16 protein-coding genes and 1 tRNA gene are annotated in these 16,007 nt (G+C 54.0%); 9 read left to right on the top strand and 8 right to left on the bottom strand.

The window, feature by feature from the left end:
* Positions 1 to 54 precede the first annotated feature (54 nt).
* Genes HPY73_07050 through HPY73_07040 form a run of 3 tightly spaced genes read left to right on the top strand, consistent with a single transcriptional unit; the run spans position 55 to position 2,026 of the window.
* A complete protein-coding gene (locus HPY73_07050) occupies positions 55 to 564 on the top strand; it encodes a GTP-binding protein (protein ID QLH75219.1) in 510 nt (169 codons plus the stop codon).
* A complete protein-coding gene (locus tag HPY73_07045) occupies positions 564 to 1,499 on the top strand; it encodes a DUF835 domain-containing protein (protein QLH75218.1) in 936 nt (311 codons plus the stop codon). The genes HPY73_07050 and HPY73_07045 overlap by 1 nt, the downstream gene beginning before the upstream one ends.
* Positions 1,500 to 1,555: 56 nt before the next feature.
* Positions 1,556 to 2,026, top strand: a complete 471-nt coding sequence (locus tag HPY73_07040) for a pyruvoyl-dependent arginine decarboxylase (GenBank protein QLH75217.1) — start codon at positions 1,556 to 1,558, stop codon at positions 2,024 to 2,026.
* A gap of 40 nt (positions 2,027 to 2,066) precedes the next feature.
* On the opposite strand, the gene HPY73_07035 is transcribed toward HPY73_07040, so the two are convergent.
* Both HPY73_07035 and HPY73_07030 read right to left on the bottom strand, forming a co-directional pair.
* Positions 2,067 to 2,789, bottom strand: coding sequence for a hypothetical protein (locus HPY73_07035; protein ID QLH75216.1), 723 nt, complete (start codon positions 2,787 to 2,789; stop codon positions 2,067 to 2,069).
* Between the two features lie 29 nt (positions 2,790 to 2,818).
* Positions 2,819 to 4,729 (bottom strand): phosphoadenosine phosphosulfate reductase family protein, encoded by a 1,911-nt coding sequence (locus HPY73_07030; protein QLH75215.1) that lies wholly within the window; start codon positions 4,727 to 4,729, stop codon positions 2,819 to 2,821.
* 169 nt (positions 4,730 to 4,898) lie between these two features.
* Between HPY73_07030 and HPY73_07025 the strand changes: the two genes are divergently transcribed.
* Positions 4,899 to 5,561, top strand: a complete 663-nt coding sequence (locus HPY73_07025) for a site-2 protease family protein (protein QLH75214.1) — start codon at positions 4,899 to 4,901, stop codon at positions 5,559 to 5,561.
* On the opposite strand, the gene HPY73_07020 is transcribed toward HPY73_07025, so the two are convergent.
* Positions 5,562 to 7,022 (bottom strand): FAD-binding protein, encoded by a 1,461-nt coding sequence (locus tag HPY73_07020; GenBank protein ID QLH75716.1) that lies wholly within the window; start codon positions 7,020 to 7,022, stop codon positions 5,562 to 5,564.
* 89 nt (positions 7,023 to 7,111) lie between these two features.
* Here HPY73_07020 and HPY73_07015 point away from each other — a divergent pair, with 89 nt between their 5' ends.
* The gene (locus tag HPY73_07015; GenBank protein QLH75213.1) at positions 7,112 to 7,744 is read left to right on the top strand and encodes an adenylate kinase; all 633 of its coding nucleotides are present in this window, start codon (positions 7,112 to 7,114) and stop codon (positions 7,742 to 7,744) included.
* Between the two features lie 84 nt (positions 7,745 to 7,828).
* A tRNA-Gln gene (locus tag HPY73_07010) sits at positions 7,829 to 7,904 on the top strand.
* 40 nt (positions 7,905 to 7,944) lie between these two features.
* Here the strand turns inward: HPY73_07010 and HPY73_07005 are convergent.
* Together HPY73_07005 and HPY73_07000 are read right to left on the bottom strand one after the other, a co-directional pair.
* Entirely contained in the window at positions 7,945 to 8,496 is a 552-nt protein-coding gene (locus HPY73_07005) for a PhoU family transcriptional regulator (GenBank protein QLH75715.1), read from the bottom strand.
* A 17-nt stretch (positions 8,497 to 8,513) separates the two neighbouring features.
* Entirely contained in the window at positions 8,514 to 9,119 is a 606-nt protein-coding gene (locus HPY73_07000) for a potassium transporter TrkA (GenBank protein QLH75212.1), read from the bottom strand.
* 162 nt (positions 9,120 to 9,281) lie between these two features.
* On the opposite strand from HPY73_07000, the gene HPY73_06995 reads away from it, so the two are divergent.
* From HPY73_06995 to HPY73_06985, 3 genes are read left to right on the top strand one after another with little or no spacing between them, the layout of a single operon-like run.
* Positions 9,282 to 10,514: a magnesium transporter gene (locus HPY73_06995; GenBank protein QLH75211.1), complete on the top strand. Its 1,233-nt coding sequence runs from the start codon at positions 9,282 to 9,284 to the stop codon at positions 10,512 to 10,514.
* Positions 10,515 to 10,570: 56 nt separating this feature from the next.
* A complete protein-coding gene (locus tag HPY73_06990) occupies positions 10,571 to 11,728 on the top strand; it encodes a formate--phosphoribosylaminoimidazolecarboxamide ligase family protein (protein QLH75714.1) in 1,158 nt (385 codons plus the stop codon).
* Between the two features lie 28 nt (positions 11,729 to 11,756).
* Positions 11,757 to 12,482 (top strand): lipoate--protein ligase family protein, encoded by a 726-nt coding sequence (locus HPY73_06985; GenBank protein ID QLH75210.1) that lies wholly within the window; start codon positions 11,757 to 11,759, stop codon positions 12,480 to 12,482.
* Between the two features lie 4 nt (positions 12,483 to 12,486).
* Here the strand turns inward: HPY73_06985 and HPY73_06980 are convergent, their stop codons facing one another.
* The 3 genes from HPY73_06980 to prf1 are packed head-to-tail and all read right to left on the bottom strand — an operon-like array spanning position 12,487 to position 15,943.
* Positions 12,487 to 12,978 carry a GNAT family N-acetyltransferase gene (locus tag HPY73_06980; GenBank protein QLH75209.1) on the bottom strand — a complete coding sequence of 164 codons (492 nt, stop codon included), beginning with the start codon at positions 12,976 to 12,978 and terminating at the stop codon, positions 12,487 to 12,489.
* Entirely contained in the window at positions 12,978 to 14,699 is a 1,722-nt protein-coding gene (locus HPY73_06975) for an arginine--tRNA ligase (GenBank protein QLH75713.1), read from the bottom strand. The genes HPY73_06980 and HPY73_06975 overlap by 1 nt, the downstream gene beginning before the upstream one ends.
* Positions 14,699 to 15,943 carry a peptide chain release factor 1 gene (gene prf1, locus HPY73_06970; protein QLH75208.1) on the bottom strand — a complete coding sequence of 415 codons (1,245 nt, stop codon included), beginning with the start codon at positions 15,941 to 15,943 and terminating at the stop codon, positions 14,699 to 14,701. Before prf1 ends, HPY73_06975 begins: the two co-directional genes overlap by 1 nt.
* Positions 15,944 to 16,007 lie beyond the last annotated feature (64 nt).

Here is a 16,007-nt window from a genome sequence, read left to right as displayed (position 1 = left end):
GCTGGATTTGATACGTAAATCCTTATATTTACCGTAACCGTTGTAACCACTGGGATGCAGAAGCGCAAGTTCATCAAGAAGGTCAGCCTCCTTGGCGAGGGCGCTGTCGGCAAGACAAGCCTTGTCAGGAGATATGTATTAGATGTATTCTCAGATGATTATCTGCAGACCTTCGGTGCCAAGGTCACTAAGAAGGTGACCGTGGTGGACGACATCGAGCTGACGATGATGATCTGGGATATCCTAGGTCAAAAATCGCAGGTCTCGTTGCATTCAACTTATTATTCTGGGAGCAATGGGGCCTTCGTCGTCTGCGATGTGACCAGGCCCGAGACCCTAGATAGGCTCGCAGATTGGATAAAGGACCTTAATGACGTGGTCGGGGACATACCGATAATTCCCTTGGCGAACAAGAAAGACCTTCCGATCACCGTCTCAGAGCAGAAAATGAAAGAGATCGAATCGCTCGTCGGGAACCCGTTCATATTTACGAGCGCCAAGACAGGTGAGGGGGTCAACGAGGCCTTCGCCATGATGGCAAAGAAGATGGTAGGTGGCTGTTGATGGAGAGGAAGGCCCGTCCGTTCTTTGTCATGCCCGGTTCTGCCCTGAGGGACCTCAGGGAAGAGCTGGACCTCATTGAGGGTGCCACGTCGCCTGAGACGCTCGAACGGTTCGGTTACAGGTGCGGTGTGGGTCTGGTAAGGACCTTGGGAATCGATTGTGATGGCATCGACGGCTTAAAGGACGTCCTGAAGCAGATATGGTCCGAGACCGGGCTCAGCAGGATAGAGATCGACCTCATCACCGAGAGCGAGATGGTCATTACCTTCGGGGAATCTGTCGAGGCGAACAACGGCCACACCTGCGACTTCACAAGAGGGTACCTCACTGGTATCATTTCAACGCTGGTCAAGAGGCGCTACGATTCCAAGGAGGTCTCTTGCATGTCCGATGGAGCGTTACGTTGCGTGCACATCCTGACACCCTCGGTGGCTTTCCCGGACGATGAGCCGAAGATGACCTTCCGTCCAGAAAAGAAGCATATCCTCGTCGACGGTAATTCGTACCTTATGCAGATGGACGACACCGCACAGGCCTACGAGATATTCCTTGAGCAGGTGTCATTGGGACGGAGAGGGATGATCATAGCCAGAGAGTACCCGGAGAAGATCAAGAAGAAGTATGGCATCGACCACATACCGTTCCTTTGGCTGTCCTTCGAGAGAGAGAAGAAATATACAAGGGAGCCCACCAACATACCGCTCATCTACAGCGAGGTCAAGAACTTCCTTGATACCACGCCTAAGGCCATCGTCCTATTGAGCGGGATCGAGTACCTCATAAGCCAGAACAACTTTGTCAAGGTGCTGAAGTTCGTTCAGCTGCTTAACGAGAACGTCTCGACAACGGATGGGATCCTTCTCCTGCCTATAAGCCCCAATACGATGAACCAGAAGGAGGTCGCCCTTCTGGAGAGAGAGCTGAAGAGCGTCTGAGCTGAAAATGGATCCTGGGCAAATCCTTAAATCGCAACATCAATTTACTTCGCACGATGAACCTAGTCCCAAAGAAGTTCTTCGTCACGTCAGGATCCGCCGTGAGCAAGGTCTCTGACCTCAACGCGTTCGACCAGGCCTTGATGAAGGCCAAAATAGGTGAGCTCAATCTCGTCTCTGTCTCTTCTATCCTTCCGATCGGTGCAAGGAAGGTGGCCCCGCGAGAGCTGCCGATGGGCGCCATCACTCATTGCGTCCTCGCCCAGATGCGAGGGGGAGAGGGCGAGATGATCTCTGCAGGCATAGCCTATGCCACAAGGAAGGACGGACAAGGAGGGTACGTCGCCGAGGGCCACATGCACGGTACCAAAAAGGCATTGAAGGAGGTCCTGGAGTGGAAGATGAACGAGATGGCTAACCTACGCGATGTCGAGCTTAACAGGATCAATTATGCCATGGAGGAGCTATCGATCCCGATGGACCATTATGGCACATGCCTGGGCGCTTTGGTCTTCGTAGAGTTCTGAAACCCGTTGCCAATTTTGTCGATAGGCCCCGCAGTGGGGCTCATACCTCTTTCTGCCATTTCACCTTCTTCTTTTCCTTCTTCATCCTCCTCAGGGCCTCATTCACGATGTCAGGTATGGCCTTCCTATGGACGTACCAATAGACATACACCGAGAAGACCGTTGCAAGGACGAATGTGACAACTATGATGGCCGGCTCGAGGTTGTTGTAAAGAGGAAGGAGGAGGAGGTAGTAGGCTGCCTGGATGACCAATGCCCTTAGAAAATGATACCATGGCTCGCCCCTCGCGCTCCCTATGCCGATGATCGCTCCGGTCGAGGCGTTGATGAACACTATCTGGAACGACCAGGCCGCAATGAGCGCGAAACCCTCGATCGAGGTATCGTCAAGGAAATCGGTCAGAGAACGATAGCTCAATGAGAACGCCATCGTTGCCCCAATGCCGAGGCCCAACGCCATCCCATAGAATGCCGTGTCCAGGCGCAGCGCGAATCGCTTGAGCATCAGTATAACGAGCATCACGGCCTGTACCAGAAGAGCGTAAAGGACCGCTATGACCGGGTCGCCCATGTTGAAGAAAAGTCTGACCGTTGCCAGAATGACCCCCAGGACCAGACCGAGCGTGAGCATGCCAAAGACCTTCCTATCGTCAAAGAAAGGCCTGTCTACTTTGGGATATGTATAACTAGAGAATGTGAAGAACATCAGTCCGAGCGCTGGACCTATGCCAAGCACCCCTGCCAACAACATGACAAAATCCATCTGAATTCCTCTGAGGCGCGCATATCTATTTAAGATGTGTGACCCTGTGCCCCGCTCTTCGTCACCAGTTTATCGTAGTAGTGAGCGACGACGCACGCCTCGTCGCATCTGCCGCACTGGACGCATCTCTCCTGATCGATGACGGGGCTGTCCTCGATCCTTATCGCCCTCTGCCTGCACTGCTTCACACAGATGCCGCAGCGCGTGCAGAGCTGGGCCTTGAGGAGCGCCTTCACCCCCCTCTCGAAGAACCTCTGGGTCTTCTCAGATGTCGGCCCTGTGGCGACGATCTGCCCTCCTCCGAACACCTTGAGAGTGCATTCTTTGTCCTTCACCATCGCGATCTCGAACTCTGGGGAGTGCTTGACCTTGCCTACTGTCTTAAGAGACTCTGCGACCCTTGTGAAGTCCCTCTTCCTTGGGAGAGTAAGGACGCCCTCCATCGAATAACCTCCAGTGAGGCAGAGAGAAAGGCCCCTTGTGGTCTTAAGGTCCAAGCGGTCCGTGCGCATCTGAGGTACCTTCAGACCGACCTCCTCGGCCAATCTCTGCATCTTAGGTGGCAACACCTTCCACCTCCAGAGACCGTACTTCGCGTAATCCTCGCTCGTCCCTATGGTCTTCGCCCATTTCCTGAGGTGTTCATCCCATTTGACATAGAGCTCTGGATCTATCCTCGCAGTCTCTTTCCATTCAGAGCCCAGGCAGGAGGCGCACAGATAACATCCTATGCGCTCGAAGTCCTCCTCATAGAGCGGATTGAACTCGAGGCCTTTCCACCAGATGAACGCCCAGACCTCGGCCGCATTCCAATCCTTGATGGGATTCAATATCGTCTGGTTCGGAACGAACGGGTTGCTCTCGACAAAACCTATCTTTGACCTGCTGAACGATTCCAGGGCGCGGTTCCCCTCGACGGTGATAGTACCCTGTGGGTACTTTGCCTGGATGAGGTCCGTCACCGGGCCCAGCTTGCACACCTTGCAGCACCAACGGAAATCCTTGGCCGGGGGCCCGAACTGCCCGACCTGTTCCCAGAACGCATTGCCTGCCTTCGCCACGTTGAGCCGTCCATGTTCCGCCTCCGCGAACCTGTTGACGTAACGCACTGTCTCAGGGAACTCTATACCAGTGTCTATGAATATCATATCAAAATCCTCATGGGCCCTCTTCAGAAGGCCATAGGCCGCGAGGGAGTCCTTCCCTCCGCTGAACGAGACGGAGACGGGCTTCCTCTTGTTGCCGATGAACGATCTGATGTCGCTCACTGCCTTTGATTCCATCTTCTCAAGATGGTCCTTGTTCGAAGCAACGAAATCGTCCCTTCCGGTTCTCTTTCCGGATGGGGACAGGCCTTGTGGGGCGATATCCCTCACCAGGACTCCCTTCTCAGATGATGCCAGCCTGTCGCTCGATACCTTCGCCACGCCCGAGCATATCATATTTCCAACGACGACCACCAACGGGTCCCCTGCTTCGAAATCACCTTTGACCTCAATGAGGTCCTTAGCGTCGAGCTTCTTGCCCTTCAGATGGCCCTCGGTCCTTGAAGCCCTCACCAAACCTTTCGTGGCCGTAGGCCTCACAAAGGCCGAGCCTGGTGCCCTGAGCTCCAGGAAGAAATCGTTCTCCTTGAGGTCGAACCGCATGGCAGCGACCACATGACCGTCCACCACTATCTCGTCAGAACGGTCCTCCCCGGCTATCTTGTTCAGAAAGATCAGCTTTCCCCTCAGGAAATGGTCGGTCCCGAAGTGGTGCATGAACAAAGAGGAAACGACCTCATGGCCCCGCCTCAGGGCAGGCCTTATGTCCCCTGGAAGAGAGACCAGGAACTCCCTTCCCTTGGTCCTGCACTTCGAGCATGTGTCCTCCAGCAGCAAGGTGTTACAGACGTCGCACCAATGGAACATCGCTTTGCCGTGCAGCCTTTGGTTCATGTTACGGACCGCCTATCCAATGTGTCCGTACAAAAAGATATGCCATAGGAACGTCGGGGGCCGATATCGATGTTTTTGAAAATTATATGCGCAGGTCAGGATACACAGACGTCGGTCGGGCGAAGAAGGTTTATCTACGACCTCTGGAAATGTGCTTTGAAGCGAGAAGATGAGATTGAACGGAGTAGACGTCATTCAGATACCAGATGGTTATGGGAGGGTCAGCTTCGGCCGGGATGAGGTGAGGCAGATAATAATTTCTGTGATTGCGATGACCGCGATCTTCACCATCTTGTTCTATGGTACGGTCGTATCGTGGCCCGACGTCGGGACATACGATGGTCTCATGATAACCGTTGCGATCTCGGCGACGGCGGTGATTTTAGGGTTCCTCATCCACGAGCTCGGCCACAAGGCCGTCGCGCAAAGATATGGCGCCTGGGCGGAGTTCAGGATGTATCCCATGGGCTTTCTGCTAGGTTTCATCACCGCGTTCCTCGGTTTCCTCTTTGTGGCCCCGGGAGCTGTATATATCCAAGGCCAGATCACCAAGAAACAGTACGGTCAGATAAGCCTCATGGGGCCGATGACCAACATCATCATCGGGACAGTTTTCCTTGCCATCTGGCTGGTGATAGGTTCTGATAGCACGCTCGGGCTTGCCCTTAACATGCTGGCCGTCCTCAGCCTGTTCTTGGCGATATTCAACCTGCTACCGATACCTCCTTTGGACGGTTCGAAGGTCGTGAAATGGAACATACCGGTCTACATCGTGGTCGTCATCGTTACGGCCATATTGCTGATGGTGGCCTGGGAGATCATAACGCTCTGATCAGCTGATGTCATTGCATGGGTATCGCAGCATCCTGATGATGCCCCCTTCCCATTCGAACATTTTCCCAGGGTTGAGTATGCCGTCGGGGTCTAAGGCCTTCTTCAGGGCTTTCATAGTGGCAAGGGCGGTCGGTCTTTCCTGTTTGAGGAACGGCGCCTTTGATATCCCTATCCCATGCTCCCCCGTGACCGTCCCACCGAGCTCGATCACCTTTGTGAAGATCTCTCTGACGGCATTCTCTCCGTTCCTCCAGGACAGTTCGGACTCGGGGTCGAGCAACATCTTGGTATGAAGGTTCCCATCGGCCGCATGACCATAGGTCCCGATGACGACTTTGTTCCTCTCAGCTATCCCCTGGAAGGCCACCACCGCATCAGGTATCTTAGATATGGGGACGGCCATGTCATCTGCTAGGGAGACGGAGACCAGTTTATCGCCGAACCTGCTCAGGGACGCCATCACGGACTTTCGGGCATTGGTCCATCTGGCCATCACCTTTGGGTCGTGTGTGAGCTCCACGCTGACCGCCCCGATCTCATTCACAACGCTGAGCACCCTTTCTGCCTCTTTCTCAACTATCTCCGGTTCCCCGTCGACCTCTATCATGCACAAGGCATCGCAGTCCGGAAGACCGGCGTTCATCGTCTTGTTCACCGCCTCTATGCATGTCCTGTCCATGAGTTCCGTGGCCGAGGGGAGCAGCGGTGTGGCGATAATCTTGGAGACGCAGCGTCCAGCATCCTCCAATGTCCTGAATCCAGCCATGACCATGGCGACCGACCTGGGCTTTGGTGCGATCCTCAATGTGACCTCGGTGATGATCCCGAGGGTCCCTTCGCTCCCAACGAATAACCTCTCCAGCTGATATCCTGATGAGTTCTTTATCGTCCTTGTACCGGTCCTTATCACGCTTCCATCCGCCAGCACGACCTCGAGCCCAAGGACGTAATCCCTTGTCGCTCCATACTTGACGGCCCTCATCCCTGAGGCGTTGGTCGCGACCATGCCTCCGATGGTGCAGGCCTCACCGCTCCCTGGAGAGGTTGGAAAGAAGAATTTGTGAGGGGAGAGCGTTTCGTTCAAGCGGTCGTAGACCACGCCTGCCTCGACCACGCAATACAGGTCCTCCACCCGCACCTCCTTTATCGTGTTCATCCTTGTCATGTCGAGCACTATGCCGCCCCTTAGCGGGACCGCGCTCCCGCAAAGCCCTGTTCCCCCGCCCCTTGCCACTATCGGGAGTCTTTCGTTCTTCGCGATCTTCACCACCCTGCTTACCTCCTCCGTGGTCCGTGGCCTGATGACCACATCAGGGCTCCTGTGATGTATCGACGCGTCAAATCCATAGGTGTAAAGGTCGGCCACTCTCGTTGACACGTTATCCTCGCCGACGATGTCCCGAAGCTCTCTCAGAATCTCAGGGCGCAGATGCTCACCTTCCTGTGCATGAGAGGTCATCATTAAAAAACCCTCGGAGCGGGGCAAAATTTCGAAAGTCAAATAGGTATTAATGAAAACGATATAAACGATAACAGGATTTTACCGACATGGACCTTAAGATCGTTCTTCTTGGACCTCCAGGCTGTGGCAAGGGGACCCAGGCCGAGAGGCTAGTCGCGGAGATGGGATTCGTCAAGATCTCAACGGGTGACCTCCTCAGGGAGGCCGTCCGCCTTGGGACCCCTCTTGGGCTGGAGGCGAAGGGATACATGGACGCCGGAAAGCTTGTACCTGATGCCCTCGTGATAGGGCTCATGAAAGAAAAGCTCGCTTCGACGAAAGGACCGGTGCTCCTTGATGGGTTCCCTCGCTCGCTGGAGCAGGCCAGGCAGCTGGATGCCCTCACAAAGGTCGACCTGGCGATCGACATCGAGGTCAATGAGGAGAACCTTGTGAAGAGGATCACCTTAAGACGCTCCTGCAAGGGATGCGGGGCCGTCTATCATCTGGAGTTCAATCCGCCGAAGCAGGCAGGCAAGTGCGACAAGTGCGGAGGCGAGCTCTACCAAAGGAGCGATGACACGGAACAGACTGTAAGAGAAAGGTTGAAGACCTATAAGGAGAAGACGTTGCCATTGACGAAATATTATAAGGACAAAGGGGTCCTGAGGACGGTCAATGGTGAGGGGGAGATACCCGAGGTCTTTGAAAGGATCGTCAAGGTCCTCAGGACAAAATGAAACCACTTATCCAAACACCATTTCTTTCCTGGGCCCTCGAAGGAAAGGATTAAAAAGAGGGAGCATTTTTAGGGGGATGCACACAGCCCCGTAGTGTAGCGGTCAATCATGCGGGACTCTGGATCCTGCGACACCAGTTCGAATCTGGTCGGGGCTACCATATCTTATTCAAACATCATCACATCAGAGAGGTGTCCTTACTACAATCTCTCTTTTCCTGACGCCAGGTCCCTGAACCATTCCTCCGAGTCATAAGGGCCTCGCGCGAACAACAGGTCCCCCGGCAGTATCTCCGTGTTCTCATCAGGCCCGTAAATATATCTGCGGTCCCTTTTGATCGCAACGACCCACATCCCCGAGATGCTGGCAAGCTTGACCTGCCCGAGCGTCTTATTGGCCAGGTCTGAATTTTCCGAGACCTGGGCCGTTGTGACTATGGTCTCTGCCTCCCTGATGCTAAGGGATATCACTGGATGAGGTTCTACCCCTTTGAGGACGACATCCGCGATCTGCATCGCCGCGTCAGATATCTCCTCCACGGACGCGGCCATCTTGACCATAATGAACGCCTTGTCCACATCCCCGTCCTTCATGACCCCGGATATGGCCTGCATCTGGATCTTGTTCGCCAGCTCATCAAGCCATTCCTCCATTATCTGGACCTCTTCGGCGATCTCCCTGTTGTTGTACAAGAGCGATGAATAGGCAAGGTCTATCATGAGCTCCGACGTGTCCTTGAGCTCCAACAACATTTCTTCAAGCTCGTCCATCAGCTCTCCCTCTCCTTAGGCGCCTGCTCTGGCCACTTCTGCTCGCCCATGACATGCTTGCGGAGCATCTCATAGCCATCCTCGGTCCCCCTGACTATCAAGGTGTCCCCTGCCTTCAAGGAGACGTTCCCTTCTGGGTCGTAGATCCATCGTCTTCCTCGCTTTATGGCGATGATGCGCATTCCGGTCTCCGACTCCACGCTCATGTCGGCCAACGTCCTGTTGACCATGTCTGAGCTTTCAGACACCACAAGCCTGCCGATCTTCTCCTCTGCCTCCTTGAGGACGAACCTGAGGAATGGTTTCTTGTCTGTCTGGCACTGTGCCAGGTTCACGATGTTGACCGCCGCATAGGACATGTTCTCTGCGGCTGACGCGACCTGAAGAAGACCAGATAGCTTTTCTGCATCAGCATAGGTCCTGGCCGAGAGCATGGCCTTCGTCCTTATCTCATGGTTGAGGCGCTCCATCTGCCGTTGAAGGTTCCGTACCTCCTCTGATATCTCTCGACTGTCGAACATGATCGCCGCATAGGATAGGTCGACCATGAGCTCAGAGATGTCCTTCATGTCAGTAAGTATCTCTCTCACGGACTTCCTGGCCATCTCGGAATGACCATGGTCTCGGTCTGTGCTTGGCAAATGTCTCATCTCTCCGGTGGGACGACCTTTTCATGGACATTTAGATATATTGCAATTTCCACTGCCAAGGGCCGTCGTCAATTATCTTATACAACCTATCTTCTCAGTATTAAAAGGTCTCCAGACATGATAAAGGACGGGAGGTTCAGAACATTCATTTCCCGAAATAGGGGAACGTTCTACCTTGGGTTCTTCGCCCTGATGATATCGTCAATAGGGGACCTGTTCGCTGGTGCCACCTTGGGATTTATGACGGACACCCTTGAGCTGCTGCCAGGGCTTATGGTCTTGATCCCGCCAGCGATCGGCATGCGTGGGAATATCTTCGGTGCATTGGGGAGCAGGTTAGGGACCTCCATGCATGTTGGTACATTCGAGATGTCGTTCAGGAAAGGGGGGACCATAAGGAACAACATGGAATCTTCGCTTGCACTGACGCTCGTCATGTCGGTCCTGATGGGGGTCATGGCCAAGTTGGTCTCAGAGCTCTTCGGGTTCTCAAGCATCCCATTGGAACAGTTCATTTTCATATCGGTATTCGGGGGGGTCCTGGCCGGCCTGATGCTACTGGCAATAACCATCTTCATTGCCAGATTAGGTTATTACCGAGGTTGGGACATAGATAACGTATCGGCCCCGATCATCACCGCGGCCGGGGACGTGCTTACCCTACCCATGCTGTTCGTTGCGGCCCTCTTTGTCCTTTGGGGGAGCGATATCTCATATTGGACGGTTGAGATCTTCGCGGTCATATCACTGCTGGTGGCATCGGTCGTTGCGATCGCAAATTACAGGAGGAAGGCTGGCGAGGCCAGGCGTATCTTCGTGCACTCTATGCCCGCTCTCATAATATGCACAATCATGGACATCGGGGCCGGACTGACCATAGAGCATCAACTCGAATCGATAGTCCTTGTGCCAGCAATATTTGTCATGATACCGCCGTTCCTGGAGGATGCAAATTCCCTTGGGGGCATACTGACCTCTAGGCTGAGCTCCATGCTGCATATGGGTACGCTGGAGCCTAGGAGATTCCCAGGCACCGAGGCCTTAGAGAACTTTGCCATCATCTACATATTTGCGCTCTATGTTTTCACCTTGGTCGGTGTAAGCACATATGTGGTCGCATGGTTGATCGGGCTCTCGCCACCTCCCTTGACAGAGCTTGTCGCGCTCAGCCTGTTGGCAGGCCTGATCACAGTTTCAATCCTGAACCTGATATCTTATTATGTGGCCACGGTTGCGTTCAGGTTCTCGCTGGACCCTGATGACCACAGCATCCCCTTTACCTCGTCATCGATCGACTTCATAGGTGCGGCGGCCCTGATGGGATGCATACTGCTCCTGGGGATCGCCTGAGCGGGTAGGATTTATTACTTGCAGCTGTATGTCCTAGATGAAAGGGGCGAATAATGATGATCGACCGCGACGTCATCCTCGAACATCTGAAGAAATACGACCTGCAGAAAGCAAAGATAGGAGTGCTGGCATCGCATTCTGCACTAGATGTATGTGATGGTGCCATCGAGGAGGGGTTCATGACGGTCGCCCTATGCCAGGAGGGGCGCGACAGGACCTATTCACATTACTTCAGGGCGATGAGGGACCCGGACGGACGTGTCAGGAGGGGGTTGGTCGATGAGCCGATCATGATGAAGAAGTTCAAGGAGGCGACGTCCCCTGAGATAAGGAAGATGTTGCTCGCGAATAATGTGCTTTTCGTACCGAACAGGTCATTCACATCATATTGTGGGATAGATGCCGTCGAGAATGATTTCGACGTTCCTATCGTAGGGAGCAGGAACCTGCTCAGGAGCGAGGACCGTGGTGGTGAGAAGGATTATTATTGGCTCCTTGAGCAGGCAGGGCTCCCTGCCCCTAAGAAGGTCGAGAGGCCTGAGGACATCGACAAGCTCACGATCATCAAACTGCACCATGCGAAAAAGAAACTGGAGAGGGGCTTCTTCACGGCATCCTCGTTCGAAGAATATGTGAGGAAATCATCCAAGCTCATTGCCGATGGTGTCATAGAGGAGAGTTCATTGCAGCATGCCAGGATGGAGGAGTATGTCATAGGGCCGGTCTTCAACCTGGATTTCTTCTACTCCCCTCTTGAAGAGAGGGGCTCGAGGATCGAGCTGCTGGGGATAGATTGGCGTTTTGAGACCTCTCTCGACGGTTTCGTGAGGCTCCCGGCGGCACAACAGCTGGAGCTCAACGAGAGCCAGCGCATCCCGGAGTACACGGTCTGTGGTCACAACTCTGCGACGATGAGGGAGTCGTTGCTGGAGAACGCGTTCGAGCTCGCTGAGAAGTATGTTAGGGCGGCGGAAAGACATTTCAAGCCAGGTATAATCGGTCCTTTCTGTCTGCAGACCTGTGTGGACAAGGACCTTAACTTCTTCATATACGATGTGGCACCCCGGATCGGCGGTGGGACGAACGTGCATATGAACTTGGGTCATGCCTATGGAAATTCGCTCTGGAGGCGCAGCATGAGCACCGGCCGGAGGCTTGCCATGGAGGTACGTCGGGCGATACTTGAGGAGAGGGTCGACGAGATAGTCACCTGAGACCACGTTCTGAATATGTCGTGAGGATATGTCCATCCTGCGGGTCATAGACACGGACCTGGCCGACCCGGCGTACACCGTCGCCTTGGACAGCGCGATGCTGTTGGCAAGGGGCGTCGGCGAAGTGCCTGACACCTTGCATCTTTACCGAAGGTCAAGGCCGACGATATCCGTCGGCTACTTTCAGGATGTCTCATCGACAGTAGATGTAAAGATCGCGTCGGAGATGGGCATATCCATCATCAGAAGAGCCAGTGGTGGGAGTTCCATCTATACCGACCCAGGGCAGGTGATCTTCTCGGTCATACTTCCCACCAATGAGGTACCTGAGAACCCTCTTGGTTCCTATCAGTTGTTCTGTCGCTGCGTCGTCCAGGCCCTTCAGGCCCTGGGCATAGGTGCGGAGTGGAAGAGCCTGAATGATATTGTCGTCAAAGGTAGAAAGATCTCAGGGAGCGCGCAGGCGCGCAAGCATGGGGCGGTGCTCCATCACGGTACCTTGTTGGTCGATACCGACCTTGATCTGATGATGAGGGTGTTAAGGCCAAGGGAAGGACGTCCAGTTAGAAGCGCCGACGAAATGACCACGGTCGTGCAAGAGCTTAGAAGGGATGTGCCTGTCGACGCCGTCAAGCAGGCATTGGTCGAAGGGTTTGCCTCTGGGCTAGGGAAAAGACCGATAAGAGGGTGTCTGACCCCGTTCGAGAAAGAAGAGGTGAAAAGGTCCATCGGGGGGGCTTATTGCATCCCCTGATCGATCACTGCACGGACTCCAGGTCAAGGAAGGCGACCTTGCGTCCGTCCATGAAGAACCCGAGCTTCTTGTGCAGCATGACCGAAGAGACGAGGTCGGGCATGATTATGCTCTGTACCGCCTTCGCTCCTTTCTTCTTCGCCTCCATAGAGACCTTCTTCAGGAGCTTGTATCCTACCCCCTTCCTCCTGTGGTCTGGATGGACAGCTATGCTCTCTATCCAAAGGACCTTCTGAACGTTGTTGACATAATCGAGCATCTGAGAGAAGACAAAACCGATTATCTGACCTTCCTCGACCGCCACATAGCATAACCCGTTCTTGAGATAATGGTCGAACGAGCCCTTTGAAGAGGCACCTAGCTGGTCCATCAGGTCCTGCGGTATGTTGTCCCAATCCTTGTTCAACGAGGCCTCGAGGTATTCCCTAATGCAGAACAGTTCCAAGGCCCTCAGGTGTCCACGGTCGCCTTCCTTCAATGCCCTTATCTCAACCATCACATCTCCTCCGGGGCTGCGATGCCCATCGTGTCAAGGACGTTGCGGAGCGTCCATCTCGTCGCCTCGACCAGACAAAGCCTCGCGGCCTCTAGCTCTCCTGACCTGAGCACGGGCACGGAGCCATAGAACTGGTTGAAGGCCGACGCCAGCTCGTGGCCGAACGCCGGGAGAATATGGATCTTCCTCTTCTCCCCCGCCTCCTTGATGATGCTGGGGAATAGAGATATGACACGGATTAACTTTTTCTCCGAATCATGCGTGAGGAGAGCAGTGTCGGCACCCCTATCGAACGTTCCTGCCTTACGCAGGATGCTGCAACAACGTGCGTGCGCGTATTGGAGGAATGGGGCGCTGTTGCCCTCGAAATTGAGCGCGTCCTCCCACTGGAACACCAGTTGTTTCTCAGCCTGGACGCGTATGATGTTATATCTTATCGCCCCTCGCCCGATCATCTTGGCTATCTCGAACATCTTTTCCTCGGAGATGTCGAACCTGCGCTTCCTGACCTCCTCCAATGCTCTGTCCTCGGCCTCGTCGATCAGGTCGTCGAGATACACCACGACGCCCTTCCTCGTCGACATCCTGCCCTCTGGCAATGAGACAAAGGAGTAGAAGACGCATTCAGGGGCCCGTTCCTCCCCAAGTATCTTGAGCGCGGAGACAAGGTGCGTCATGCCGAGCTTCTGGTCCTCCCCAAGGACGTTTATACAGATATCCGCCCTTTTGAACTTGTCAAGATGATAGGCGAGGTCCCTTGTTGTGTAAAGTGTCGTCCCGTCGCTCCTTGTGAAGAAGAACTTCGTGCTCTTCCCTTGGTTTCCCAGCTCTTCAAGCTCTAGATAGGATGCACCGTTCTCCTCATGACACCGAGGGGATGCCTTGAGCTTAGAGACCACCTGCTTTGCAGAACCGTCCAGAATGAACTTGGATTCCCAGGTGTACTGGTCGATCCTGACGCCGACCTTTTCAAGGCTCACCCTTATCCCCTGGAGCATCAATTCTGCCGTCTCGCCGACCTGCTCTATTATACTTGCATCCCCTGCTTCGAACCTGACCAACATGTCCGATATCTGCTTGCTCACTTCAGGATCGGACTCCATCATCTGGTTCGCCTTCTGGTAATAACCTACGAGCCTATGGTCAACCTTTTCCCTTTCCGATGGTGGCACTTCTGATTCAGGCACATTGTTGAGGCCCCATGAGAGCAGGACGACCTGTTTCCCAACGTCGTTGACATAGTACTCGGTCGTGACGTCATAGCCCGCCCGTCTAAGACAACGTGCAAGAGTATCACCAATGAGAGGATTTCTCGCCCTTCCCACATGTATCGGGCCAGTAGGGTTCACCGAGGTATGCTCTAGCAGCACTTTCGGCATCTTTCTCTCACAGGTGCCATATCCCTCCTTCTCGTTAAGGACCGCTCTGATTGTGATCTTGGCCAGCATCGGCTCGTTGACCCTGAAATTGACATACCCTTTCTCAGCCCATATCTTAGAGAACTTTTCAGATCTGGGCATCGCATGGACCATCTCCTCCGCGATGACAACAGGTGTTCTCTTCAATCTCTTCGCCAGGGGGAAGCACGGGACGGCAAAGTCGGCCACCCCAGCGGGCGGTCTCTCGATCTCCAGCATAACCTCTGTCCCTGCCCTCATCAAGGCCTCTTCGGTCAACCTGCGCGCCTCATCTGCGAACGATTGCATCGGGTCCATTTGTATCAGCTCGTTGAGAACCTCAATATAGCGGCCAGTCCACCAAAGGCCTTTAAGAGCATCTCTCCCTCCTCTGACTCGGATGAGATCAGCTCGACCTTCGTGCCCATGCTATCTGCGAGTTCAAATAGTTCATCGACAAGGTCAACGTCCGAGACAAGTTCTGAAGGCTGCTGGCACTTTGGGCACTGTGGGATTTCTGGTGTCTTTGGCACGGTCAACTTTCCTTCAAATCCGCATGAAGGGCATTTGATCTCGATCCTCCGCTTCCTGAGAGCTTCCGAGATCAGAAGGGTGTCCACCTGACCTATCATGGTCGCATGTCTCACCTCGTCCTCCCCATAGGTTGCCAGGCTTCCTTCGTTCTTCCTCACTTCCTCCAAGAGCCTTTGGACCAGGCGCTTCTCCCTCATCAGGTCCAGGTCGGCCAATGACTCTTTCGCCTTCTCCACCAGCTCCTTTAGGCCATATTCATCAGTGTAACCGATGTCATAGGTATCGATGACCTTCTTCTGAAGTTCGTGATGGAGATAGCCAGACTCATTAAAGTAATCCTTGGTAGGACCAGGGCCTCCTATCAAGATCCCTTGGAGCCCCGGAAGGTTAAGGAACGCCTCTGTGGCCATGTCCGCAACCTTTTTGAAGAACTCATTGGCAGCTATCTCGATGAGCCTTTCGAAACGTTGGGCAGATTGACCGCCCATCCTATGCTTGCTCGGAACAAGAGAGTCGAAGTTCCTGACGACCGTGATCCTCTTGCCTCTGAGTATACCCAGGGTGGCCTCCGACCGGTCGATGACTATCAGGCCATAGACCTTTTTGTCCAAGAGCATGTCCTGAAGAGGCTCGAGGTAAAAGTCCGAATCACACCTGTAAATGAACGTTGTGATCGGCTCGGGCGGTATCAGAGTGTACTGGACCATACGTGTCTGATTGTTGCCTGTGACGACCTCCCCGACGAAGAAGATCACACCGTTGGTCGGGGGGGCCTTGAAGTATTTCAACCGAGCGAGAATAGACTGTATGGCCCCCTGCACGTTCTTTCGGGTGCCCTGTGATTTGATGTTTGAGGCCTGTGAGAACTCCTCGCGGAGATAAGCTGCGACGTCGGAGATCTGCTTGGTGGGCGGCACATAGACCGATATGAGCTCGGTCCCCCACCCCTTTAGAGAGCGGATCTCTTCCAGATCTCTTTTGAAATCATATTTCTGGCGGTCCGTTAGCGGCTCGCCCTGTACATTCTCTGGCATTATATGACGACCTTATGGTTTTTTAGGGAGAAAGGATTACCCTATTAAAGCTATTGGTGTGGCA

The sequence above is a fragment of the Methanomassiliicoccales archaeon genome, assembly GCA_013415865.1.
Classification (GTDB): domain Archaea; phylum Thermoplasmatota; class Thermoplasmata; order Methanomassiliicoccales; family UBA472; genus MVRC01.
Note: the sequence above shows the minus strand (reverse complement) of the source record. Positions and strands in the feature narration are given on the sequence as shown.

Coding starts and splice junctions, on each gene's coding strand:
- HPY73_07030 (QLH75215.1), bottom strand. CDS start 4,729: ATGAACCAAAGGCTGCACGGCAAAGCGATGTTCCATTGGTGCGACGTC.
- HPY73_06995 (QLH75211.1), top strand. CDS start 9,282: ATGATAAAGGACGGGAGGTTCAGAACATTCATTTCCCGAAATAGGGGA.
- HPY73_06980 (QLH75209.1), bottom strand. CDS start 12,978: ATGGTTGAGATAAGGGCATTGAAGGAAGGCGACCGTGGACACCTGAGG.
- HPY73_07000 (QLH75212.1), bottom strand. CDS start 9,119: ATGGCCAGGAAGTCCGTGAGAGAGATACTTACTGACATGAAGGACATC.
- HPY73_07015 (QLH75213.1), top strand. CDS start 7,112: ATGGACCTTAAGATCGTTCTTCTTGGACCTCCAGGCTGTGGCAAGGGG.
- HPY73_07035 (QLH75216.1), bottom strand. CDS start 2,789: ATGGATTTTGTCATGTTGTTGGCAGGGGTGCTTGGCATAGGTCCAGCG.
- HPY73_06985 (QLH75210.1), top strand. CDS start 11,757: ATGTCCATCCTGCGGGTCATAGACACGGACCTGGCCGACCCGGCGTAC.
- HPY73_07025 (QLH75214.1), top strand. CDS start 4,899: ATGAGATTGAACGGAGTAGACGTCATTCAGATACCAGATGGTTATGGG.
- HPY73_06990 (QLH75714.1), top strand. CDS start 10,571: ATGATCGACCGCGACGTCATCCTCGAACATCTGAAGAAATACGACCTG.
- HPY73_07040 (QLH75217.1), top strand. CDS start 1,556: ATGAACCTAGTCCCAAAGAAGTTCTTCGTCACGTCAGGATCCGCCGTG.
- HPY73_07050 (QLH75219.1), top strand. CDS start 55: ATGCAGAAGCGCAAGTTCATCAAGAAGGTCAGCCTCCTTGGCGAGGGC.
- HPY73_07045 (QLH75218.1), top strand. CDS start 564: ATGGAGAGGAAGGCCCGTCCGTTCTTTGTCATGCCCGGTTCTGCCCTG.
- prf1 (QLH75208.1), bottom strand. CDS start 15,943: ATGCCAGAGAATGTACAGGGCGAGCCGCTAACGGACCGCCAGAAATAT.
- HPY73_07005 (QLH75715.1), bottom strand. CDS start 8,496: ATGTTGTTGGAGCTCAAGGACACGTCGGAGCTCATGATAGACCTTGCC.
- HPY73_07020 (QLH75716.1), bottom strand. CDS start 7,022: ATGACCTCTCATGCACAGGAAGGTGAGCATCTGCGCCCTGAGATTCTG.